This window comes from Mesorhizobium sp. LNJC394B00, assembly GCF_000502555.1.
Taxonomy (GTDB): Bacteria; Pseudomonadota; Alphaproteobacteria; order Rhizobiales; family Rhizobiaceae; genus Mesorhizobium.
In genome coordinates, this window is sequence record NZ_AYWH01000019.1 from 1 (window position 1) to 24300 (window position 24300).

Consider the following 24300-nt stretch of genomic DNA (forward strand, 5'->3'; position numbering starts at 1 on the left):
ACTTCGTGCAATCCATCCGGGTTCGAAAGCAAAATGTCTTTGACGGCAGCGCTGGCGGTCTTAACTTCAGTCTTGGTCATGGTGGCGTTCCTTCGCGGGAATCAGGTGACGTGAACAATCACCAGCCTGCCATGACCGCCCCCTCTCAGCGAATTTGCAGAACTCTCAGCACACTACCGTCTCTCGCCAAACCATCGCCGGTCCTCCGGCGGACAAGAAAACTGTCACCCATGCTATCGGTCCATTCTGTTACCTATCTATCCGGTTCGGANGTCTCTCGCCAAACCATCGCCGGTCCTCCGGCGGACAAGAAAACTGTCACCCATGCTATCGGTCCATTCTGTTACCTATCTATCCGGTTCGGACAGGCTCCCTTCCTCTCCCTCCGGAGGGGGGAGAGTTGGCGCCGCGAAGCGGCGACGGAGTGGGGGAACCTCTTGGCAACCAGGCGCAATCATCATCTTGTCCCGCGCGGATGATGAGTCCTAACCCGCGATCATATCACTCTTGGCTGGCCGCCCCGCAACATAGACCTCGCGCACCGCGCGGTCGTCGCCCAATGTCTGCAGCAGGAACAACTCCTCCGCCAGCGTCTCCGCAGTCTCCATCCTCAGCCGCATCGCCGGCGTGGCGCGGGCGTCGAGCACGGTGATGTCGGCATCGGTGCCTTCATCCAGCGTGCCGACCTTGTCCGCCATAGACAGCGCCTCGGCATTGCCACGTGTTAATTGCCAGAAGGACTGGAACGGGTTCAGCTTTTCGCCAGTCAGCGCGATCACCTTGTAGCCCTCGTCCATGGTGCGCAGCATCGAATAGTTGGTGCCGCCGCCGACATCGCTGGCCGCGGCGATGCGCAGCGGCTTGTCGCGGCCCCGAAAGCGCTGGTAATCGAACAGGCCAGAGCCGAGGAACAGGTTCGAGGTCGGGCAGAACACCGCCACCGAGCCTGAGTCCGACAGCGCATCGGCCTCGCGTTCCGAGAGATGGATGCAGTGGCCGAACAGGCTCTTTGGCCCCAGCAGGCCATACTGCTCGTAGACATCGGTGTAGTCGCGCGCCTGCGGATAGAGTTTTTGCGTGAAGGCGATTTCGGCGTGGTTTTCCGACAGATGCGTCTGCATGTGCAGGTCGGGGTTTTCGCGGCAGAGCGTGCCGGCCATCTCCAGCTGCTCGGGCGAGGAGGTGATGGCGAAGCGCGGCGTGATCGCATAAAGCTGGCGGCCCCTGCCGTGCCATTCCGCAATCAGCGCCTTCGTATCGTCATAGCCGGATTGCGGGGTGTCGAGCACGCCTGCCGGCGCATTGCGGTCCATCATCACCTTGCCGGCAATGTTGAGCATGCCGCGCGCATGCGATTCGGCAAAGAACGCTTCGGCAGACGCCTTGTGCACCGAGCAGTAGGCGGCGACCGTCGTCGTGCCGTGGCGCACCATCTCGTCCAGGAACAGCCGGGCGGTGCGGCGGCCATGCTGGGCGTTGGCGAATTTGGTCTCTTCGGGAAAGGTGTAGGTGTTCAGCCAGTCGAGCAGTTCGGCGCCGTAGGAGGCAATGACCTGCATCTGCGGGAAATGCGCATGCGCATCGATGAAGCCGGGCAACAGCAGATGCGGCCGATGATCGATCTTTTTCGCACCGTCGCCCGCTTGCTTTTCGACTTCCGTGTAGCTGCCTACGGCAACGATCCGGCCGTCGCGGATCAGCAGGCCGCCATCCTCCTCATAGCGCCAGGCGGCATGGTCGTCGATGGCTTCGGGCCAGCGCAAAAAACTTAGGGTGCGGCCGCGCAGAAGTGTGGAGGTCATCCCTATTTCCCTGCGCCTTCGAACCAGGCGACCAGCAGCGCCCGTTCCTTGTCGCTGATCTGGGTGACGTTGGCGGGCGGCATGGCGTGGCTGCGCCCGGCCTGCAAATAGATTTCACGCGCATGCTCGGCAATGCCGGCGTCGGTGTCGAGCATCACGCCCTTCGGCGCATGGTAGATGCCTTCATAGACCGGCTCGGCCGTATGGCACATCGAGCAGCGGCCAAGCACGGTGTCGCGCACCGCCGGGAAATGCGACGAGGCGATATAGACTTCGGCCGCGGCGGATGCCTTGGGCTCGCCGGTCAGTATTTTCGGCGCTGTCGACAGCCACATGATGATCATGAACAGAACGGCAGCTGCCATCCAGGTCCAGTGCGGATTGCCGGCACGCTTGTGCACGGTGTTGAAATAGTGCCGGATCAAGACGCCGATGATGAACACCAGCGAGGCGATGACCCAGTTGAACTCCGTCGCAAACGCCAGCGGATAGTGGTTCGACAGCATCAGGAACAGCACGGGCAGCGTCAGGTAATTGTTGTGCAGCGAGCGCTGCTTGGCGATCTTGCCGTATTTCGGGTCGGGCTTGCGGCCGGCAATCAGGTCGGCGACGACGATCTTCTGGTTTGGAATAATCACCATGAAGACGTTGGCCGACATGATCGTGGCGGTGATGGCGCCCAGATGCAGGAAAGCGGCGCGGCCGGTGAACAGATGCGTCAGCCCCCAGGCGATGAACACCAGCACGCCATAGAGCACCAGCATCAGTCCGGTGTCACTTTTGCCGAGCGGCGACCGGCAGAGCAGATCGTAGACAACCCAGCCGACGCCGATCGTCGCCATCGACAGCAGGATGCCCACGGGAACCGACATGGACAGAACATTGGGGTCGATCAGGAACAAATCGGCGCCGGCATAGTAGACCACGCACAGCATGGCGAAGCCGGACAACCATGTGGCGTAGGATTCCCACTTGAACCAGGTCAGGTGTTCCGGCATTTCGGCCGGCGCCACCAGATATTTGTGGACGTGGTAGAAGCCGCCGCCATGCACCTGCCATTCCTCGCCGAATGCGCCGGCCGGCATGCCGGGGCGCTGGCGCAGCCCAAGGTCGAGCGCGACGAAATAGAAGGACGAGCCGATCCAGGCGATGCCGGTGACGACGTGCAGCCAGCGCACGGCGAAACTCAGCCAGTCCCAGAAAATCGCGAAATCCATCATGTGAAATCGTCCCTGCCGATCGGCTGACTTTACGGTGTGGGGCGCAAACGAAAAGAGGCGAGGTGTACGATGACTTTCAAAAAAAAATGGAAAATACTAGGCTGACCACGTACGCCGCCACATAAAGAGCCACGAATGGCCTATCTCGACAACATCGCCGTCTTCGTCCGCGTCGTCGAGCTTGGTAATCTCTCGGCGGCAGGCCGCGACATGCGCATTTCGCCGGCGGTCGCCTCCAACCGCATCAAGGAGCTGGAAAAACACCTCGGCGTGCGGCTGTTCAACCGCACGACACGGCAATTGATGCCGACGGAGCATGGCACGGTGTTCTACTCCGGCGCCAAGCAGGTGCTGGAGGCTATCACCGAGGCGGAAGCCGCGGTTTCGGCGCTTTCCGGCCAACCGCGCGGCACCATCAAGGTGACCGCACCGCTCGGCCTCGGGCGGCGGCTGGTGGCGTCGGGCATTCCGGATTTCCACGACAAATACCCCGATATCGAGGTGCGGCTGAGGCTCTCCGACCACAATATCGACATCATGAAGGAAGGCATCGACGTCGCCTTCAAGCTCGGCATCATCGAGGATTCCAGCCTGCGGATGCGCGGCATCATGGAATGTGAACGCGTGCTGGTGGCGGCACCGAAATATCTCGAAGCGCGCGGCGAGCCGGTGGAGCCACAGGAGCTGATCGGCAAGAAGCACGACTGCCTGATGCTGCGCTATTCCGGGGCGCGCGAATATGTCTGGACGCTGCAGACGCCGTCCGGCCCGCAGAAATTCGAGGTGCACGGCCCCTACGACACCGACGATGGCGATGTGCTGACCGGCTGGGCGCTGTCGGGCCGCGGCATCATCAACAAGCCGCGCTTCGAGGTCGAACCCTTCATCCGCGACCGGCGGCTGCAGGTCATCCTGGCCAGCACGCCGCCAACGCCGGTGCAGTTCGCCGCCGTCTATCCGCACAAGAAGCTGCAGGATCCAAAGGTGCGGCTGTTGCTCGACTTCATGGCCGAGCGTTGCCAGCGGCTGATCAAGGATTTGCTGGCCGGCAAGTGAGGGGCTGTTGGCCCAGTCGCCAGGGTTGTCTTACAAGCAGGTGACCTTAGGTTCGCATACGCCGCCCTATGATCGATGGTCCCATGCCGACTGACCAGCAAGCCACAATGCATCTTGCCGTTTCGCTCAACATTACTTCCGGGCAGCCGCTCGGGTTTAGCGACCTGGCCGGCTTTGCCAAGCAAGCGGAAGCGGCGGGGCTGGACATGATTGTCCTCGATGATTCCGCGCCGAACAGCGCCGGGTCGAGTTTTTTCGAAGCGACGACCTTGCTGGCGGCGCTGGCGACGGTGACAAGTCGGATCGGCCTTGTCGCTGCAGCCTCGACGGTCGCTCACCAGCCGTACAATCTGGCGCGCCGTTTTGCTTCGCTCGACATCATCAGCCATGGCCGCGCCGGCTGGCACGCGACCATGGCGCAGGCGCCAGGGGAAGCCGCCAATTTCAGCCGGCCGGATGGATTTTCCGACGATGTGTTCCGCCGCCGCACGCAGGAATACATCGGCATCGTTCAGCGCCTGTGGCAGGGCTGGGATGCCGACGCGCTGCTGTTCGACAAGGCCGGCGGCCGCTTCCACGATCCCGAAAAAATGCACCTGCTCGACCACAAGGGCGAATTTTTCTCCGTGCGCGGGCCGCTGAACGTCGCGCGCTCGCCGCAGGATACGCCGGTGCTGGTGCTGTCCGGCCTGTCCGAGGCCGACCTGGATATCGCCGCCCGCACCGCCGATGTCGTCCTGCTGGACAGACCCACAGAGGACGCCAAGGCGCGCCATGACGATCTCAAGCGCCGCGTTGTGGCCTGCGGACGCGATCCGGGTGCGGTCAAGCTGCTGCTGAACGTTGGCGCAGATGTCGCTGCCAACGCGCTCGAAACATTGTTCAGCTCGCAAAGCTGCGACGGGTTCAACATCGCAATACCGCCTGCCGCGATTGACGGTTTCATCGGCCGCGTGCTGCCGGAATTGCAGCGCCGCAGCCTCGTCCGACCGGATTATCCCGGCACCACCTTGCGTTCGCATCTCAGACTTGCCGGAGGAGCGCAATGACCCGCCAGATGAAGGTTGGCGCCTTCCTGTGGGCGACGGGCCACCACATCGCCGCCTGGCGTCACCCCAAGGCGCATGTCACGGCAGGCATCGACATCGATCATTACATCCAGCTGGCGCGCACGGCGGAAGCGGCGAAGTTCGACATGGTGTTCTGCGAGGACGCCGCCGGTCTGCGCGAAGCCAATGTCGGCATCGCCAGCCAGACCTCACGCTCGATCGGCTTCGAGCCGATCAGCCTGCTGTCCGCGCTCGCCGTGCAGACCAGCCGCATCGGCCTCGTTTCGACGGCGTCGACCAGCTACAACGAGCCCTACGGCCTGGCGCGCACCTTTCTGTCGCTCGATCATCTGAGTGGTGGCCGGACTGGCTGGAACCTGGTGACGTCGGCCAGCCCCATCGAAGCCGCCAATTTCGGCGCGACGGGCCTGAAACCGCATGCCGACCGCTACGAGCGGGCGCGCGAATTCGCCGAGGTGGTATCAGGACTTTGGCAAGGCAGTGGCTTTCACGGTCACAACGGCCAGAGCTTTTCGGTGCGCGACCCGCTCGACCTGCCGCGCTCGCCGCAGGGCGCGCCGGTGATGGTGCAGGCCGGCGCCTCGGATGTCGGCCGCGACCTTGCCGCCCGCACCGCCGACGTCGTGTTCACGGCGGCGCAGACCCTCGAGGAAGCCAAGGGCTTTTACGACAACCTCAAGGGCCGTATGGCTGCCTATGGGCGGGAACCCGACGACATCAAGATCATGCCCGGCGTCTCCCCGGTGGTGGCAGACACCGAGGCCGAAGCGCGGGAGAAACAGGAGGAATTCCAGGCGCTGATCCCCGACGATGTCGGCGTGGCGCTACTGTCCAGCTATCTCAGCATCTCCGATCTCGGGAGCTATCCGATCGACGGACCGATGCCCGAGCTGCCGGAGACCGAGGGAATGAAAAGCCGCCAGGCGCTGGTCATCGAACAATCGCGCCGCGACGGCCTGTCGATCCGCCAGCTTGCGCGCCATTTCGCCGGCGCACGTGGCCATTGGCGTATCGTCGGCACGCCGGCGCAGATCGCTGACGAATTGCAGGCGCGGTTCGAGGGCGGCGGCGCGGACGGCTTCAACGTCATGCCGTCATACTTCCCCGGCGAGCTCGATGCCTTTGCCACGCTGGTGGTGCCGGAACTGCAGCGGCGCGGACTGTTCCGTCGGGAATACGAAGGCAGCACCTTGCGAGATCATCTCGGCCTGAAGCGGCCTGCTTAGCCGCGCCGAAGCTTAGCCGGCCATCATCTTATGCTGGACTTGATGGTCGGCATTCGGCGCGGTGTTGTGAACGACCAGTGCCGTCATGATCTCGGCTGCCGCGAGCGCCGCGATCACCGGCGGGCGCTTGTCCCTGACGGCGTCGCCGCCGATCGGGGAGACGAGGCGGGCCAACTCAGCCTCCGTGCCATCCGCCGATTTCAGGAACCAGTTCCTGAACGTCGCTCTCTTGGTTTTCGAGCCGATCATGCCGACATAGGCCGCGTCGTCGCGCTTCAGCGCCTCGGCGACGATGAGGAAATCCAGCGCATGGTCGTGGGTGAGGATGGCGAAGGCGGTGCCGTCGGGGGCGTTTCGCACCTCGGCCTCGGGCATCGGCGTCAGCAGCGTCTCGACGGTTTCCGACATGCCTTCCAGCGCTTCGGCCCGCGTCTCGATGACGACACCACGCACGGGAAGAAGTGCAACGGTCGAGGCCAGCGCCTGGCCGACATGGCCGCCGCCGAAGATATAGACATGCGGCAGGTGGGCTTCCTCGGCTTCTGCGGCCGCGATCAGCTCGGCAGCAAGCGCGGCATCGACGATACGGATCAAGACTTCGACGCGCCCGCCGCAGCACTGGCCGATCTCGGGACCTAGCGGCACGTCAAGCGTGGCGCGGACTTCATCGACCGCGATGCGGGCTTCTTTACCCTCCCCCTTGTGGGGAGGGTCGGTGAGCGGACGCCGCGTGGCGGCGTCCGCGAAACGGGGTGGCTTGGCACGATCGTCCGCACCCCCCCCCCCCCCCCCCNGCCGACCCTCCCCACAAGGGGGAGGGTGAAGACCCCACCATCTGCCTCGCCTTGTCGATCGCCATGTACTCGAGCTGACCGCCGCCGATCGTGCCAAAAATCGCCGCCTGCGATACGAGCATGAAGGCGCCCTTCTCGCGCGGAGTCGAGCCTTTGGTGCCGGCCACTTCGACCAGAGCAAGCCGGCCGGCGCTGGCGAGAAAAGCTCTGAGGCTTTGCACTTTCGACTTCATATTTCGCATTCCCGTACGGGAAATATAGGGTTTTTCAGTCTGAATTGCACGTTTTGCCAGAATCCAGGTCAGAGTCAGGCGCTATTCTTGGCTTCACCCTTCAGCCGTTCGATCGCCATCAGCACCCGTTCTGGTGTTGCAGGAGCGTCGAGACGCGGACAGACCTTATGATCGGCCACACTTGCCACCGCGTCCGACAGCGCATGCAGCACAGACATGCCGAGCGGGAAGGGCGGTTCGCCGACCGCCTTGGAACGGTGCACCGTCGGCTCGTTGGCCTCCGGCCAGTCGGCCAGCGTGACGTTGAATATCTTCGGCCGGTCGGACGCGAGCGGGATCTTATAGGTCGACGGCGCATGCGTGCGCAGCCGGCCCTTGTCGTCCCACCACAGCTCCTCCGTCGTCAGCCAGCCCATGCCCTGGATGAAGCCGCCCTCGATCTGGCCGAGATCGATGGCGCGGTTCAGCGAGCGGCCGGTTTCATGCAATATGTCGGTGCGCTCGACGACATATTCGCCGGTCAGCGTGTCGACCGAGACTTCCGAGCACGAGGCGCCATAGGCGAAATAATAGAACGGACGGCCCTCGCCCTTGTCACGGTTCCAGTGGATTTTCGGCGTCTTGTAAAAACCCGCCGCCGACAGTTGGATGCGGGCCATATAGGCCTGCTTGACAAGGTCGGTGAAGGCGATCTCCTGGTTGCCGATGCGCACCCGGTTGGGCAGGAAAAGCACCTGCTCGCGCGGCACCTGGTATTTTTCGGCGGCGAAGTCGGTCAGCCGTTCCTTGATCTGGCGGGCGCCGTTCTGCGCCGCCATGCCGTTGAGGTCGGTGCCGGACGACGCCGCGGTGGCCGAAGTGTTGGGCACCTTGCCGGTGGTCGTCGCGGTGATCTTGACCTGGTCGAGGTCGATCTGGAACTCTTCCGCCACCACCTGCGCCACCTTGACGTAGAGGCCTTGCCCCATCTCGGTGCCGCCGTGATTCAGATGCACCGAACCGTCGGTGTAGACATGCACCAGCGCGCCGGCCTGGTTGTAGTGGGTGGCTGTGAAAGAGATGCCGAATTTGACCGGCGTCAGCGCCAGGCCGCGCTTGATGAAGCGGCTGTTGGCGTTGAAGGCCTGGATGATGCGGCGGCGCCCCGCATAGTCGGCGCTCGCCTCCAGCTCGGCGACGATGCGGTGGATGATGTTGTCCTCGACCGTCTGGTGATAAGGGGTGACGTTGCGGCCCCCGTCTTTATCACCACTGGTGCCATAAAAATTCTGCTTGCGGATTTCGAGCGGGTCCTTGCCGACGGCAAAGGCAACCTCGTCGATGACGCGTTCGGCGCCGACCATGCCCTGCGGGCCGCCGAAGCCGCGAAACGCCGTGTTCGACACGGTGTTGGTGTAAAGCGGCGCCGATTGCGCATGCACCGCCGGCCAGAAATAGGTGTTGTCGCAATGGAACAGCGCGCGGTCGGTGACCGGGCCGGACAGGTCCGAGGAAAAGCCGCAACGCGCCGCGAACATGAAGTCGACGCCAAGAATGTTGCCGGCGTCGTCGAAACCTACTTCGTAGTCGACGAGGAAGTCATGGCGCTTGCCGGTGGCAATCATGTCGTCGTCACGGTCGGGCCGGATCTTGACCGCGCGATGGTGTTTCTTGGCGGCGATCGCAGCCAATGCCGCAAACTGGTTGCCTTGCGTCTCCTTCCCGCCGAAGCCGCCACCCATGCGGCGGATTTCCACTGTGATGGCGTTGCTCGGCACGCCCAGCGCATGGCTGACCATATGCTGGACTTCGCTCGGATGCTGGGTCGAGGAATAGATGGTGACGTCCTGGTCCTCGCCAGGAATGGCCACTGCGATATGGCCTTCGAGATAGAAATGCTCTTGGCCGCCGATGCGCATCTTGCCCTTCAGCCGGCGGGGCGCCGCCTTGATCGCGGCAGCGGCATCGCCACGCTTCAGCGTGAGCGGCGGCGTGACCAGCTTGTCCTTGCGGGGGTCGAGATCGCCAATGTCGGTGACGAAAGGCAATGGACTGTATTCGACCTTGGCCAGCCGGGTGGCGCGGCGCGCCTGTTCGCGCGTCTTGGCAATAACGCAGAAGATCGGCTGACCATAAAACTGCACCTTGTCGTCGGCCAGCACCGGCTCGTCGTGTCGACCGGTCGGCGAAATGTCATTTTCGCCCGGAACGTCCTTGGCCGTCAGCACATCGACGACGCCCGGCGCCGCGCGCACCGCCGACAGATCCATTTTGCTGATCGTCGCATGCGTCGCCGTGGACAGGCCGAGGCAGCCATGCAGCATGCCCGCCGGTTCCGGCATATCGTCGATATAGACCGCGCTGCCGCTGACATGCTTGTGCGCGGAATCGTGGCGCTGGTCGGCGGCGACGCCACCGGAAATCTTCTGCGCCTTGAGATCTGGAGAGGCGTGCTTGTTCATCAGGCCGCCTCGTTGCGTGACACCTGGAACGGCGCCTTGCTGCCGCTGGTTTCGGCAAAAAAGCGCAGCAGCAGGTTCCTGGCCGCCAGCGCCCGGTACTCGGCCGATGCCCGCATATCGGTCAGCGGGGTGAAATCGCCGGCATATTCAGCCATGGCCGCTTCCACCGTTGTCTCCGTCCACGGCTTGCCGAGCAGCGCTTTTTCGACACCGAAAGCCCGCTTCGGGGTGGCCGCCATGCCGCCATAGGCGATGCATATATCGGCCACGGTTCCGTCCTTGGCCAAGTCGAGGAAAAAGGCGCCAAGGGCTGCGGTGATGTCCTCGTCGCGGCGCTTGGTGATCTTGTAGACGGCAAACTTCGTGCCCTTGGCCGGCACGGGAACGTGCACGGCCTCGACGAATTCGCCTGGCTGCCGGTCCTGCTTGCCATAGGCGATGAAGAAATCCTCGAGCGCGATGGTGCGCCGCTTCTTGCCGCGGCGCAGCGTCAGTTGCGCACCAAGCGCGATCAGGGGCGGCGGCGTGTCGCCGATCGGCGAGCCATTGGCGATGTTGCCGCCGATGGTGCCCATGTTTCGTACCTGTTCGCCGCCGATGCGGTCGAACAATGGCCCGAGCGCGGGGATGCGCTTGGCCAGTGTCGCGAAGGCGTCGGTGTAGGTAACGCCGGCGCCGATGGTGATGACGTCATTGTCTTCGGAGATCGCGCACAGCCCCTCGAGATTGCCGATGAAGACTACCGGTGAGATGTCGCGCATGTGCTTGGTGACCCACAGGCCGACGTCGGTCGAGCCGGCGACAACAGTGGCGTCGGGTTCCTTATCCAGTACAGCGGCGAAATCATCGGCGTTGGCCGGGACGATCAACCTCAGCTTGCCGGCGCCGATTTCGACGCGGGCACCGTCATGCATAGCCTCGAGCCTGGCGGTGATCGCCTTGCGCTCGGCCGCCAGCGGATCCTTCGCCGCCTTGCCGTAGCTGGAGATGGCACGCGCGGCGCGCATGATTGCCTCATAGCCGGTGCAGCGGCAAAGATTGCCTTGCAAGGCCTTCTCGATCGCCGCATTCGACGGGTCCGGCGACTTCATCCACAAGCCGTAGAGCGACATGACGAAGCCCGGCGTGCAGAAGCCGCATTGCGAAGCGTGGAAATCGACCATCGCCTGCTGCACCGGATGCAATTGGCCAGGCGCGCCGCGCAGATGCTCGACGGTGACGACATGGGTGCCGTCGAGCGAACCGAGGAAACGGATGCAGGCGTTGACGCTTTCATAAACCAGCTTGCCGGCGGACAATTTTCCGACCAGGACCGTGCAGGCGCCGCAATCGCCCTCGGCGCAGCCTTCCTTGGTGCCGCGCAGCGAGCGGTCGAGCCGCAGCCAGTCGAGCAAGGTCGCGTCGGGCGCCACCGACGACAGCGCGACATCCCTGCCATTGAGGATGAAGCGGATCTCGTTGCGTATGGTGATCTTGGCCATGCGTCAGCTCCCCCTGTAGGTCGAGTAGCCATAAGGAGAGATAAGCAACGGCACGTGATAATGCACGGATTCCGCCATGCCGAAGCGGATCGGCACACTGTCGAGGAAGGCCGGTTCCGGCAGTTTGGTGCCCTGGCCGCGTAGATAGTCACCGGCGGCGAACACCAGTTCGTATTCTCCAAGGCGGAATTCCGCTCCTGCCAGCAGCGGCGCATCGCAGCGGCCGTCGGCATTTGTGACGACGGTCTTCAAATGTATCCGCGCGTCGCTCTCAAGATGATAAAGCGCGATCGACAGGCCCGCCGCCGGCTTGCCGGTCGCGGTGTCGAGCACATGCGTCGTTAGACGTCCGCCATCGGCTTTCGACGTTTCTGCCACTGGCGCCTCCCATTTCCGATACAGCCGAACAAAGCAGTGAATTGTGCGCCAATTAAAGGCGATGCATAAGTCCCGGTCGAGCGGAGTGGCACAAAAACACTTTCAAAAATTTCGGGGGAATGCGCGAGCAACCCTTTCGACTATCCTGATCATAACTTCCGGCAGCGTCCGGCGGGGAGGGGCAATGCGTTACTCTAGAGACATGCGCGGCTACGGAGCCAATCCGCCGGATCCGAAATGGCCGGGCGGTGCGCATGTGGCCGTCCAATTCGTCGTCAACTACGAGGAAGGCGGCGAGAACTGCGTGCTGCACGGCGACAAGGCCTCGGAAGCCTTTCTGTCGGAAATCGTCGGCGCCGCGCCCTGGGTCGGCCAGCGCCACTGGAACATGGAATCGATCTACGAATATGGCGCGCGGGCAGGCTTCTGGCGGCTGCTGCGCCTGTTCAGCGAGGCGCAAGTGCCGGTGACCTGCTACGGGGTCGCCTCAGCATTAGCCCGGTCGCCCGACCAGGTGGCGGCGATGCAGGAGGCCGGCTGGGAAATGGCCTCGCACGGGCTGAAATGGATCGACTACCGCGACCACAGCGCCGAGGACGAGCGCCGCGACCTCGAAGCGGCGATCAAGCTGCACTACGAGGTGACAGGCCAACGGCCGACCGGCTGGTACACCGGCCGCACCTCGGTCAATACGGTGCGGTTGGTGGCCGAAGAGGGCGGCTTCGACTATGTGTCGGACACTTATGACGACGAACTGCCCTACTGGTTCGAGCACGGCGGCGGCGCGCAACTCGTCATCCCCTACACGCTCGATGCCAACGACATGCGTTTCGCCACGCCGCAGGGATTCAATTCCGGCGACCAGTTCTTCGCCTATTTGAAGGACAGTTTCGACACGCTCTATGCCGAGGGCAAAGCGGGCCGGCCGCGGATGATGAATATCGGCCTGCATTGCCGCCTCGTCGGACGTCCCGGGCGGGTGGCGGCGCTGAAGCGCTTCGTCGACTATGTCAGATCGCACGACAAGGTCTGGCTGGCACGGCGCATCGATATCGCCAGGCACTGGCAGGAGAACCACCTTTACCAGCCGGCGGCGCTCAAGCCGTCGAAGATGGCGTTCGAGACCTTCGTCGACACTTTCGGCGGCGTGTTCGAACATTCGCCCTGGATCGCCGAACGTGCCTATGAGCTGGAGCTTGGGCCGGCGCATGACAGCGCCGGCGGCCTGCACAATGCGCTCTGCCGCGTCTTCCGCGCCGCCAGCGAAACCGAGCGGATCGGTGTCCTCAACGCCCATCCCGATCTCGCTGGCAAACTGGCCGAAGCGAGACGCCTCACTGCGGAATCCACACGCGAGCAGGCCTCCGCCGGCCTCGACGCGCTGACCGACAAGGAGCGCGAGCTGTTTTCCAAGCTCAACGCCGCTTACGTCACCACCTTCGGCTTTCCCTTCATCATCGCGGTGCGGGGCAAGACCAAGGAGGAGATCCTCGCCGAGTTCGAGGCGCGCATCGGCAACAGCCGTGGCGTAGAACTCGATACCGCCTGCAAACAGGTCGAGCGCATCGCGCTGCTCCGCCTGAAAGACATGCTCCCGCTCTAATGAAATGACTGAGGGGTCAGGACCCAATGGATATGATCAAGACTGACCAGAAAACCTATTATGCACCGCATGGCGGCCATCCCGGCCAAACTGAGCTTTTGACCGGCCGCGCCGTCTTCACCGAGGCCTATGCCGTCATACCGAAGGGAGTGATGCAGGACATCGTCACCAGCCCACTGCCGTTCTGGGACGAGACCAGGGCCTGGATCATCGCCAGGCCGCTTTCGGGTTTCGCCGAGACATTTTCGCAGTACATCGTCGAGGTCCTGCCCGGCGGCGGCAGCGACCGGCCCGAGCCGGACGCCGGCGCCGAGGGCGTGCTGTTCGTGGTTGAGGGCGAGTTGACCGTTTCGCTGGCCGGCAAGAAGCACGTGCTGCAAGCCGGCGGTTTTGCCTTCCTGCCGCCGGACAGCGGCTGGACGGTGCGCAACGAAGGTCGCGACGCCGTACGCTTCCACTGGATCAGGAAGGCCTATGAGGCCGTCGACGGCATCGACGCGCCGGAAGTCTTGTTCAGCAGTGACCAGCAAATGGCGCCGACGCCGATGCCCGGCACCGAGGGTCGCTGGGCGACGACCCGTTTCGTCGATCCAGCCGACATGCGCCACGACATGCATGTCACCATCGTTACGCTCGAGCCTGGCGCCGTCATCCCATTTGCCGAGACGCATGTCATGGAGCACGGGCTCTATGTCTTGGAAGGCAAGGCGGTCTACCGCCTCAACCAGGACTGGGTCGAGGTCGAGGCCGGCGACTTCATGTGGCTGCGCGCCTTCTGCCCGCAGGCCTGCTACGCGGGCGGCCCAGGCAAATTCCGCTATCTCCTTTACAAGGACGTCAACCGGCACGCCAAGCTCGGCGGGGCGGGCATTGGCGGTCGCGCGCGGTGACCCGCATCACAGCGCGGCCGCTGACCCGCGAAAGCTTTGCCGGCTTCGGCGATGTCATCGACATGGGCGGCGGCAATCACTACCCGATCAATGGCGGCAAGACCGAGCGCTACCACAATCTCGCCACCGCTGAAGCCGCGGGACCGAATGCCCGCGTGCTGATCTCGATGGCGCGCGGCACGCCTTACGACCTGCCGCTGAAGCTGACCATGGTCGAGCGCCATCCCTTGGGCAGCCAGGCGTTCATCCCGCTGTCGCCGCGGCCTTTCCTGGTCGTCGTCTGCCATGACGGCAAGGGCGGTCCGCGCGAGCCGCACGCCTTCATCACCGCACCCGGGCAAGGCGTCAACTATCCGCGCAATCTCTGGCACGGCGTGCTGACGCCGCTCGGCGAAGCGCAGGATTTCGTCATCGTCGACCGCGGCGGTGACGGCTCCAACCTCGAAGAGTTCCATTTCTCGCACCCCTACGAAATCCATCTCCCCAACGAGACCTGAGAAATGACCGACATATCGCTGATCGACCGCCTGCTCGATGTCATCGAGCACGACATCGTGCCGAAAACGGCAGAGGGCGTGGCCCATGGGAACAAGCTGTTCGGCGCCGCCATCCTGCGGAAGGGCGACCGCTCGCTGGTGCTGGCCGAAACCAACAACGAGATGGAAAATCCGCTCTGGCATGGCGAGGTGCACTGCCTGAAGCGTTTCTATGAAATGCCGAAAGCCGAGCGCGTCGACACCAAGGACGCCATCTTCATCGCCACGCATGAGCCCTGCTCGCTCTGCCTGTCGGCGATCACCTGGACCGGCTTCGACAATTTCTACTACCTCTTCAGCCACGAGGATTCACGCGACAGCTTTGCGATCCCGCACGATCTGAAAATCCTGAAAGAGGTCTTCACTCTTGATCCCGGCGGTTACAATGCCGAGAACGCTTATTGGAAGAGTTTTTCCATTCGCAGGCTGGTGCGGACGCTGCCCGAGGCCGAGCGCGGCCGGCTTGAGGCAAGGATCGGCAATATTTCCACCCGCTACGACGAACTGTCCGGCGCTTATCAGGCGCGCAAGTCCGAAAACGACATTCCGCTGAACTGACGCGGATTGCCTAGCCTACCTTCGCGTTTTTCAGCACCTCGTTGATCCTGGCCTGCCAGCCCTTGCCGGTCGCCTTGAATTTACTGATGACATCCTGATCCAGACGGATGGACACGACTTGCTTAGGCTTCTCCACGGCTGGCCGGCCACGAGCACGCCTTATGCTCTCGAAAAGTTCTGGAAACACTTCCGCGAAAGGCCTGGCTTGCGCCAACTGTTCGTCTGTCGTCTCCGCATCGTCGGGATCATCAACAATTTGTCTTTGAATTTCCACTTCCTCCGCATCGGTAAGCGGTCGAACACGCGATTTAGGATTGTTCATATACTGACCTTTCCTTTCGGCTGGCACGGCGCATCGAGATCACCGAAATCGCCTCCGAACCAAGCGGCTTGAAAATCACGGCCAGGATGATCTCTCCGAATTCGCCAATCGCCTTGAACCGGTCGGCCTTGGCTGGAAGGACGGTTGAAGTCGCAAAAAACTCAATATCGAGTTCGGCAAAATCGAGACCCCGGCTGTCCAGGTTCGTCACGCGCTTTGGCTCATCCCAAACGATTCTCAGGCGAAACCATCCTCATCACGTTGGGTTCAGTTAATAAATGTAATACATTAATTATAATCCTGCAACATCAGGGCAAAACAATCGGGCTACATATCGTGGCGTCGTGGCGTCGTCGCGGCGACACCGGCCGTCGCCCGTTTGACTTCATGACATGCCCGCTTCATGCGTCACTGACATCCTGGAGCATCGCATGAAAACCATCACCGAATTTCCCCGCAAGGTCGTCGAATTCCCCGATATGGGCATCGTCATGCCGGATGGTTGCCGGCTGTCGGCGCGGGTTTGGATGCCGGAGGACGCCAGCAGCGATCCGGTGCCGGCGATCCTCGAGCACCTGCCCTACCGCAAGCGCGACGGCACCATCTTTCGCGATCAGCTGACGCATCCCTATTTCGCCGGCCACGGCTACGCCTCGATCCGCGTCGACATGCGCGGCAATGGCGATTCCGAAGGGCTGATGGACGACGAATATTCCGAACAGGAATTGCAGGACGCCTGCGATGTGATTGCCTGGGCGGCAGCACAGCCCTGGTGCAACGGCAGTGTCGGCATGATGGGCATTTCCTGGGGCGGCTTCAACTGCCTGCAGGTGGCGGCCAAGCAGCCGCCGGCGCTGAAGGCGGTGATCAGCCTGTGCTCGACCGTCGACCGCTACGCCGACGACATCCACTACAAGGGCGGCTGCCTTTTGACGGAAAATTTCGGCTGGGCCTCGACCATGTTGTCCTATTCGTCGCGACCGCCGGATCCGCTGATTGCGGGCGACAACCGCTGGCGCGACCTCTGGCTGACGCGGCTGGAGAACCAGTCTTTCCTTCTGCCGCTCTGGCTCAGCCATCAGCATCGCGACGCCTATTGGAAACGCGGTTCGATCTGCGAGGATTTCTCCGCGGTCAAAGCCGCCGTGCTGTCGATCGGCGGCTGGCATGACGGCTACCGCAACACGATCTCGCACCTCGTCGCCAACATCCAGGCGCCGGTGAAGGGCATTGTCGGGCCGTGGATCCACAAATACCCGCATTATGCCGGGCCAACACCCGCCATCGGCTTCCTGCAGGAGGCGTTGCGCTGGTGGGACCGCTGGCTGAAAGGCGTCGACACCGGTGTCGAGGCCGACCCGGACTATCGCGCCTATGTCATGGACAGTGTGCGCCCCGCGCGCTGGCACCCGGAGCGGCTGGGCCGTTGGGTGGCCGAACAGGAATGGCCGTCTCCCAACATCAAGGTCGGGGCGATCGAACTCATTGCTGACGGCGTCAGGCCGGCGATCGTGGCGACCCCGCAAAGCTGCGGGCTCGCCGGCGGCGAATATTTTCCCTTCACCTTTGGCCCGGAACTGCCCGGCGACCAGCGCCCGGACGATGCGCTGTCCGTCTGCTTCGATCAGCCTGTGCTTGCCGAGGCACTCGACATCGTCGGCGCGCCGGAGCTTCTCATCCGGGTGTCGTCCGATCGCCCGCAGGCGAACATCGCGGTGCGGCTGTGCGACGTGCACCCCGACGGCGCCTCGGAACTGATCTCCTACGGCGTGCTCAACCTGACGCATCGTGCTTCGCACGAACAGCCGCAAGCGCTGGTGCCGGGCGAAACGGTTGCGGCGCGCGTTATTCTCGACCAGTGCGCCTACCGCGTGCCGGCCGGACACCGCCTGCGCATCGCTGTTTCCAACGCTTACTGGCCGATGATCTGGCCGTCGCCGGAGCCGGTGCGGCTAGACCTTTCAGCGGCGACGCTGAGGCTGCCGCTGCGCCCGCTCGCAAAAGCCGACGAGACCTCGTTCCAGTCTCCCGAAGGCGCAACACCCTGGGCAACCGCGACAGTTCGTGCAGCGAATTCCGAGCGTCACGTCGATCGCGATGAGAAGACCGGCATCGTCACGCTGTCGATCACGGATGATTTCGGAGAAGTGCGCGATCTCGCGCATGGACTGGCCAATGGCAGCATTGCCCGCGAGAGCTGGACGATCCACCCCGACGACCCGCTGTCTGCCTCGGGTCGCACGCACTGGACGCAGACCTTGTCGCGAAACGGATGGTCGGTGCGCACCGAGACGTCGGCTGAAATGCGCTGCGATGCGCAAAACTTCATCGTCAGCGCCAGAATCGAAGCCTATGAGGGCGAAACGCTGGTTTTCGAACGCGATTTCGAAGAGACGATCCCGCGCGACCTGCTCTGAGCGTCGACCCGACTGGTCCAGTTGCGACGCACGATTTACGCCACGGCATGTCGCATTCCGTCTTGCTTACGGCTTTGCCTTCCGGTCAATATCCCTTTGGTAACAACAAGCAAAAAACGACCATAAGGTCGAACCAACAGAGTGAGGAACTCAAATGTCCAACGAACTCGAATATCTGAGCCGGCGCGTTGCGTCCGGCAAGCTGAGCCGTCGTGATTTCCTCGGCCGCGCCGCAGCACTCGGCGTCACAGCGCCCTTCGCCAATATGCTGCTTTCCAGTGCGGCTCGCGCGGAAGGCCCGGTCAAGGGCGGCACGCTGAAGGCCGGCCTCGTCGGCGGCGAATCCACGAACAGCCTGGACCCGGCTTTGTTCATGACGCAAGTGCCGTTCGCCTTTGGCAAGATGTGGGGCGAACTGATCGTCGAGCTGTCTCCGGAAGGCAAACTCGAGAACCGCATCGCCGAAGAGATCGGCTCGTCGGACGACGCCAAGGTGTGGACGCTGAAAATCCGCGACGGCGTCGAATTCCACAACGGCAAGACGGTGACCGCTGAGGATGTGGCGGCAACGCTCGAGCGCCATTCTGATGAAAAGTCGAAGTCCGGCGCGCTGGGCTACATGAAGGGCATCGACAGCATCAAAGCCAGTGGCAAGGAAGTCGTCCTGACGCTGAAGGAGGCCAACGCCGACCTTCCCTATCTCCTCAGCGACTACCACCTCATCGTCCAGCCCAACGGCGGCAAGGACAAGGCGGATGCCGGCATCTCGGCAGGACCCTACAAGGTCACCACCAACGAGCCCGGCGTGCGCCATGGCGGCGAGCGCTTCGCCAATTACTGGCAGGCCGACAAGATGGGCCATGCCGACCAGATCGAGATCATCGTTATCAACGACGCGACCGCGCGCACGGCGGCCCTGCAGGGCGGTCAGGTCAACATGATCAACCGCGTCGAGCCGAAGATCGTCGACCTCATCAAGCGCGTACCGGGCGTCACCATCCGCAACCATGCCGGCCCCGGCCACTACGTCTTCATCATGCATTGCAACACCGCGCCCTTCGACAACAGCGACCTGCGCATGGCGCTGAAGCTCGCGATCGACCGCGAAGAGATGCTGAACAAGGTGCTGCGCGGCTACGGCTCGCTCGGCAACGACTTCCCGATCAATTCGTCCTATCCGCTGTTTTCCGAGATCGAGCAGCGCAAATATGATCCCGACAAGGCCAAGTTCCACTACAAGAAGTCGGGCCATGACGGCACCGTGCTGCTGCGCACCTCCGACGTCGCCTTCCCGGGCGCGGTCGACGCCTCGCAGCTCTTCCAGCAGAGCGCGGCCAAGGCCGGCATCAAGATCGAGCTCAAGCGCGAGCCCGGCGACGGCTACTGGAACGAGGTCTGGAACAAGCAGCCCTTCTGCGCCTCCTATTGGGGCGGCCGCTCGACCCAGGACCAGATGTACTCGACCGCCTATCTGTCGACCGCCGACTGGAACGACACCCGTTTCAAGCGTCCGGACTTCGACAAGCTGGTGCTGGCCGCACGCGCCGAACTCGACGAGACCAAGCGCAAGCAGATGTACCACGACATGGCCGTGCTGGTGCGCGACGAGGGCGGCCTGATCCTGCCGATGTTCAATCAGTTCATCGATGCGACAGGCGCCAAGGTCGGCGGCTGGGTAGACGATCCGCATCAGGAGCTGATGAACGGCTACGCGCTGGCGAAGTGCTGGCTCGAAGCCTGAGCCCGGCTTTGCGGATATGTCCTCACCCGTCGTGAAACTTGTGGCCCAGCGCGTTGCGCTGGGCATCGTCCTCTTGCTGGCCGTTTCGGTCCTGATCTTCGCCGGCACCCAGATCCTGCCCGGCGACGTCGCGCAAGCCATTCTCGGACAGTCGGCGACGCCGGAATCGCTCGCCAATCTGCGCGAGCAGCTCGGCCTGAATCAGCCGGCTTACATCAGGTATTTCCATTGGCTAGGCGGTGTGCTCACCGGCGATCTTGGCACGGCGATGTCGAGCGGCCAGGATATTGCCACGTCGATCAAGGGGCGGCTGTGGAACACGCTGTTCCTCGCCTTCTGGGCTGCGATCGTGGCCGTGCCGCTGGCCATCATCCTCGGCCTGATCGCCGTGCGTTACCGCAATGGCTGGGTCGACAAGCTGATCTCCGGCCTGGCGCTCGCCTCGACATCTTTCCCGGAATTCTTCATCGGCTATGTGCTCGTCTATTTCTTTGCCGTGAAGTATCAATGGTTCCCGGCCATTTCCACGGTCTATGACGGCATGCCGTTCGGTGAGCGCATGCAGGCGATCGCGCTGCCGGCCACCGCGCTGACGCTGGTTGTGCTGGCGCATATGATGCGCATGACCCGCGCGGCCATCCTCAACGTCATGCAGTCGGCCTATGTCGAGACGGCGGAACTGAAAGGCCTGTCGGCCTTCAACGTCATCCGCAAGCATGCTTTCCCCAATGCCATAGCGCCGATCATCAACGTGGTCATGCTCAACCTCGCCTACCTCATCGTCGGCGTCGTCGTGGTCGAGGTGATCTTCGTCTATCCCGGCATGGGACAATATCTGGTCGACCACGTCACCAAGCGCGACGTGCCGGTGGTGCAGGCGGTCGGCCTGGTCTTCGCCGCCGTCTATATCAGCCTCAACATCATTGCGGACATCGGGGCGATTGTCGCCAATCCGCGCCTCAGACATCCGAAATAGGCGGCGGGCATGCTCGACATCAAACGCATCCCCATCCCCGCGCTGATCGGCATCGTGCTGACGGCTGTGTTCGTGCTGGCGGCAGTTTTCGCACCGTTGATCGCACCGTACGGCAATGCCGAAATCGTCGGCGATGTCTGGGAACCGATGACGGCGGCACATTTGCTGGGCACCGACAATCTCGGTCGCGATCTTCTGTCGCGCATGATCTACGGCGCTCGCATCACGCTGTTCATTGCGGTGCTGGCCACCGCGCTGTCATTCTCGCTCGGCGCCATCCTCGGCTTTTCGGCGGCGGTGTTCGGCGGCTGGTTCGACACGCTGCTGTCGCGCCTTGTCGATCTGCTGATGTCGATCCCGACCTTGATCATGGCGCTCGTCGTGCTTTCGGTGCTGCCGACCAACCTGGTGACGCTGATCCTGGTGATGGGCGTCCTCGACTCGACCCGCGTCTACCGGCTGTCGCGCGCGGTGGCCGTCGACATCAACGTCATGGATTATGTCGAGGCCGCCAAGCTGCGGGGCGAAGGCAGCGGCTGGATCATCTTCCGCGAGATCCTGCCCAACGCGCTTTCGCCGCTGGTCTCGGAACTTGGCCTGCGCTTCATCTACGCGGTGCTGTTCTTGTCGACGCTGTCCTTTCTCGGGCTTGGCGTGCAACCGCCGGATGCCGATTGGGGCGGCATGGTCAAGGAGAACAAGGACGGCATCGTCTTCGGTATCGGGGCGGCACTCATTCCCGCCGCGGCGATCGCGGCACTGGCGATTTCGGTCAATCTGGTCGCCGACTGGGTGCTCAACCGCACGACAAGCCTGAAGGGAGGACGCGGGTGATGGCTGACACAAAAGCAAAGCCCGGCCTGCTGCTCGATATCCGCAATCTGCGCATCGAAGCGACAGTGTTTCCGCCCGGCGAGGCGCCGAAGAACATCGTTTTGGTCCACGATGTCTCGCTGACGCTGGAAAAGGGCAAGGTGCTCGGCCTGATCGGCGAGTCCGGCGCCGGCAAGTCGACCATCGGCCTGTCGTCGATGGGCTATGGCCGTGGCGGCGTGCGCATCACCGGCGGAGAGGTGCTGCTCAACGGCCGCGATATTCTCAAGGGCGGCAAGGAAGGTTTCCGCAAATTGCGCGGCCGCGAGGTCTGCTATGTCGCGCAGTCGGCGGCCGCCGCCTTCAACCCGGCGCACAAGCTGATGGACCAGGTGGTGGAAGCAACGCTGCTGCACGGCACGGCGACACGCGCCGAGGCCGAGAAACGTGCCGTGGCGTTGTTCAAGAAGCTCAGCCTGCCGAACCCCGAAATCATCGGCGAACGCTTCCCGCACCAGGTCTCAGGCGGCCAGTTGCAGCGCGTGATGACGGCTATGGCGCTGTGTTCGGAACCTGACCTGATCGTCTTCGACGAGCCGACCACGGCGCTCGACGTGACGACGCAGATCGACGTGCTGGCGGCGATCAAGGACGCCATCCGCGACACCCATGTCGCTGCGCTCTACATTACCCACGATCTTGCCGTCGTCGCCCAGGTCTCGGACGAGATCATGGTGCTGCGCCATGGCAGGCTGGTCGAATGGGGCGGCACTCGCCAGATCATCAAGGAGCCGCGCCAGGAATACACCAATGCGCTGGTCTCGGTGCATGAGATCGAGCATGCCGAGCAGAAGCCCGGCGCCGCGCCGTTCCTGTCGGTCAAGAACGTCACCGCCGCTTACGGCGGCAGCCACGTCAAGGTGCTGAAGAACGTCTCGGTCGACATCTATCCGGGACAGACGCTGGCGGTCGTCGGTGAATCCGGCTCTGGCAAGTCGACGCTGGCGCGCGCTATCACCGGGCTGTTGCCGCCCGGGGAAGGCACCGTCACCTTCGATGGCAGGCCGCTCGCCAACCGGCTTGCCGACCGGCCGAAGGAGGATCTGCGCCAGTTGCAGATGATCTATCAGATGGCCGACGTGGCGATGAACCCGCGCCAGACCGTCGGCACCATCATCGGCCGGCCGCTGGAATTCTACTTCGGCATACGCGGCCGCGAGCGCGACAAGCGCGTCGCCGAACTGCTCGACGAGATCGAGATGGGCAAGGGCTTTCTCGATCGTTATCCGGCCGAACTCTCCGGAGGCCAGAAACAGCGCGTCTGTATCGCCCGCTCGCTCGCCGCCAAGCCCAAGCTGATCATCTGCGACGAGGTGACATCGGCGCTCGACCCGCTGGTGGCCAACGGCATTCTCAAGCTGCTGCTCAACCTGCAGCAGCACGAGAAGGTCGCCTACCTCTTCATCACCCACGATCTGGCGACGGTGAAGTCGATCGCCGATTCGATCGCGGTGATGTACCGCGGCGAGGTGGTGCGCTACGGCGCCAAGAGCAAGGTGCTGACGCCGCCCTTCGACGCCTATACCGACCTGCTGCTGTCGTCCGTTCCCGAGATGGAGATCGGCTGGCTGGAAAAGGCGATCAAGGGACGGCGCATGGCGAGCGCGGGGAATTAGTAGGGAATTCGCGGCCTTTGTCGCGAAAACTTCTTTCAACGGCAAAAGCTTTCCGGAGCCGCCCATGGCGCTCAAGACCAAACTGCTGCTCATCATTCTCGATGGCGTGCCCTACCGGAACTGGCGCCGGCTGATGGGCAATCTCGAAGGCTGGGTGCAATCGGGCGAGGCGCAGGTGTGGAAGATGCGCTCGGTGCTGCCGTCTACTTCGGCCTGCTGCTATGCTTCGATTCACACCGGGGTTTCGCCTCAGGAGCACGGCATCCTGTCCAACGAAAACCGGTTTCTCGTCAACAAGCCGGATATTTTCTCCGAAGTCAGCAAGGCCGGCGGCAAGACCGGCGCGGTGACGCACTCCTACTGGTCCGAATTCTTCCGCTCCTATCCGTTCGACCTGATCGAGGACATGGAGTTCGACGAGCCCAACGGACCCATCACGCATGGTCGCTTCCACACCATGACCGGCTATAATGCCCGTAACCAGATGACGCCGAGCGATGTCGACCTGTTTGCGACACTGACCCAGCTGACCCGGCGCCACGCCATCGACTACGGGATCCTGCACACCTGCACGCTGGATTCGATGGGCCATCGCTTCGGCCATGACTGCCACGAAATGGACCATGCCTGCTATGCGATGGACGGCATGCTGGCAGCCTTCCTGCCGGGCTGGCGGCAAGCCGGTTACGAGGTGATCGTAACCGCCGACCACGGCCAGACAGACCGCGGCCACCATGGCGGCCGTGACGATGAAATGCAGGATTTCGCGCTGTATTATTTCGGAGCCGGCAAAGGGCCGGATCCGGACACGCTGCTTGATCAGCTGCAACTGGCGCCGACGGTGCTGAAGCGGCTGGGTGTGCCGGTGCCGGAGACCATGAAGGCTAAGCCGTTTTTGGGGTGACGGAGGTCGTCGCTGAGCCGCCGTTCGCTACCCCCTCTCCCCGTCACTATACGGGGAGAGGGTAAGGGTGTCCGAACCGGATAGATAGGTAACAGAATGGACCGATAGCATGGGTGACAGTTTTCTTGTCCGCCGGAGGACCGGCGATGGTTTGGCGAGAGAC

General features: G+C 63.1%; 20 protein-coding genes and 1 pseudogene. 13 read left to right on the forward strand and 8 right to left on the reverse strand.

What is annotated here, in order from left to right; all coding sequences use genetic code 11:
* Positions 1-485 precede the first annotated feature (485 nt).
* Together guaD and X751_RS135940 are read right to left on the reverse strand one after the other, a co-directional pair.
* A complete protein-coding gene (gene guaD / locus X751_RS135945; protein ID WP_023746339.1) occupies positions 486-1802 on the reverse strand; it encodes a guanine deaminase in 1317 nt (438 codons plus the stop codon).
* Between the two features lie 2 nt (positions 1803-1804).
* Positions 1805-3022, reverse strand: a complete 1218-nt coding sequence (locus X751_RS135940; protein WP_023746340.1) for a urate hydroxylase PuuD — start codon at positions 3020-3022, stop codon at positions 1805-1807.
* A gap of 135 nt (positions 3023-3157) precedes the next feature.
* Here X751_RS135940 and X751_RS135935 point away from each other — a divergent pair, with 135 nt between their 5' ends.
* From X751_RS135935 to X751_RS135925, 3 genes are all read left to right on the forward strand, one after another.
* A complete protein-coding gene (locus X751_RS135935; RefSeq protein WP_023671373.1) occupies positions 3158-4078 on the forward strand; it encodes a LysR family transcriptional regulator in 921 nt (306 codons plus the stop codon).
* A 107-nt stretch (positions 4079-4185) separates the two neighbouring features.
* Positions 4186-5127: an LLM class flavin-dependent oxidoreductase gene (locus X751_RS135930; RefSeq protein ID WP_031247407.1), complete on the forward strand. Its 942-nt coding sequence runs from the start codon at positions 4186-4188 to the stop codon at positions 5125-5127.
* Positions 5124-6374, forward strand: coding sequence for an LLM class flavin-dependent oxidoreductase (locus X751_RS135925; protein WP_023746342.1), 1251 nt, complete (start codon positions 5124-5126; stop codon positions 6372-6374). The genes X751_RS135930 and X751_RS135925 overlap by 4 nt, the downstream gene beginning before the upstream one ends.
* Positions 6375-6386: 12 nt before the next feature.
* Here X751_RS135925 and xdhC read toward each other — a convergent pair.
* From xdhC to uraH, 4 genes and pseudogenes are all read right to left on the reverse strand, one after another.
* Positions 6387-7401, reverse strand: a pseudogene (gene xdhC, locus X751_RS135920) (xanthine dehydrogenase accessory protein XdhC).
* A gap of 74 nt (positions 7402-7475) precedes the next feature.
* Positions 7476-9842 (reverse strand): xanthine dehydrogenase molybdopterin binding subunit, encoded by a 2367-nt coding sequence (gene xdhB, locus X751_RS135915; protein WP_023671377.1) that lies wholly within the window; start codon positions 9840-9842, stop codon positions 7476-7478.
* Positions 9842-11323 (reverse strand): xanthine dehydrogenase small subunit, encoded by a 1482-nt coding sequence (gene xdhA / locus X751_RS135910; protein ID WP_023746345.1) that lies wholly within the window; start codon positions 11321-11323, stop codon positions 9842-9844. Before xdhA ends, xdhB begins: the two co-directional genes overlap by 1 nt.
* 3 nt (positions 11324-11326) lie before the next feature.
* Positions 11327-11701 carry a hydroxyisourate hydrolase gene (gene uraH, locus X751_RS135905; protein WP_023694734.1) on the reverse strand — a complete coding sequence of 125 codons (375 nt, stop codon included), beginning with the start codon at positions 11699-11701 and terminating at the stop codon, positions 11327-11329.
* A 184-nt stretch (positions 11702-11885) separates the two neighbouring features.
* Between uraH and puuE the strand changes: the two genes are divergently transcribed.
* Genes puuE through X751_RS135885 form a run of 4 tightly spaced genes read left to right on the forward strand, consistent with a single transcriptional unit; the run spans position 11886 to position 15288 of the window.
* The gene (gene puuE / locus X751_RS135900; RefSeq protein WP_031247409.1) at positions 11886-13304 is read left to right on the forward strand and encodes an allantoinase PuuE; all 1419 of its coding nucleotides are present in this window, start codon (positions 11886-11888) and stop codon (positions 13302-13304) included.
* 26 nt (positions 13305-13330) lie between these two features.
* The gene (locus tag X751_RS135895; protein WP_023714578.1) at positions 13331-14194 is read left to right on the forward strand and encodes a bifunctional allantoicase/(S)-ureidoglycine aminohydrolase; all 864 of its coding nucleotides are present in this window, start codon (positions 13331-13333) and stop codon (positions 14192-14194) included.
* Positions 14191-14691, forward strand: a complete 501-nt coding sequence (locus tag X751_RS135890; protein ID WP_023746347.1) for an ureidoglycolate lyase — start codon at positions 14191-14193, stop codon at positions 14689-14691. The genes X751_RS135895 and X751_RS135890 overlap by 4 nt, the downstream gene beginning before the upstream one ends.
* 3 nt (positions 14692-14694) lie before the next feature.
* Positions 14695-15288, forward strand: coding sequence for a nucleoside deaminase (locus X751_RS135885; protein WP_023746348.1), 594 nt, complete (start codon positions 14695-14697; stop codon positions 15286-15288).
* 10 nt (positions 15289-15298) lie between these two features.
* Here X751_RS135885 and X751_RS135880 read toward each other — a convergent pair whose 3' ends face one another.
* Complete coding sequence (locus X751_RS135880; RefSeq protein WP_023671384.1) at positions 15299-15610, reverse strand: BrnA antitoxin family protein; 312 nt, start codon at positions 15608-15610, stop codon at positions 15299-15301.
* Positions 15597-15851 (reverse strand): BrnT family toxin, encoded by a 255-nt coding sequence (locus X751_RS135875; RefSeq protein WP_023671385.1) that lies wholly within the window; start codon positions 15849-15851, stop codon positions 15597-15599. The genes X751_RS135880 and X751_RS135875 overlap by 14 nt, the downstream gene beginning before the upstream one ends.
* Positions 15852-16041: 190 nt before the next feature.
* On the opposite strand from X751_RS135875, the gene X751_RS135870 reads away from it, so the two are divergent.
* From X751_RS135870 to X751_RS135845, 6 genes are all read left to right on the forward strand, one after another.
* On the forward strand, positions 16042-18027 hold the full coding sequence (locus X751_RS135870; RefSeq protein ID WP_023746351.1) for a CocE/NonD family hydrolase: 1986 nt from the start codon (positions 16042-16044) through the stop codon (positions 18025-18027).
* Positions 18028-18181: 154 nt separating this feature from the next.
* On the forward strand, positions 18182-19768 hold the full coding sequence (locus X751_RS135865; RefSeq protein WP_023671387.1) for an ABC transporter substrate-binding protein: 1587 nt from the start codon (positions 18182-18184) through the stop codon (positions 19766-19768).
* 16 nt (positions 19769-19784) lie between these two features.
* On the forward strand, positions 19785-20744 hold the full coding sequence (locus X751_RS135860; RefSeq protein ID WP_023671388.1) for an ABC transporter permease: 960 nt from the start codon (positions 19785-19787) through the stop codon (positions 20742-20744).
* 9 nt (positions 20745-20753) lie between these two features.
* Positions 20754-21578: an ABC transporter permease gene (locus X751_RS135855; RefSeq protein ID WP_023746352.1), complete on the forward strand. Its 825-nt coding sequence runs from the start codon at positions 20754-20756 to the stop codon at positions 21576-21578.
* A complete protein-coding gene (locus X751_RS135850) occupies positions 21578-23233 on the forward strand; it encodes an ABC transporter ATP-binding protein (protein WP_023683485.1) in 1656 nt (551 codons plus the stop codon). The genes X751_RS135855 and X751_RS135850 overlap by 1 nt, the downstream gene beginning before the upstream one ends.
* A 64-nt stretch (positions 23234-23297) precedes the next feature.
* Entirely contained in the window at positions 23298-24137 is an 840-nt protein-coding gene (locus tag X751_RS135845) for an alkaline phosphatase family protein (RefSeq protein WP_023746353.1), read from the forward strand.
* Positions 24138-24300 lie beyond the last annotated feature (163 nt).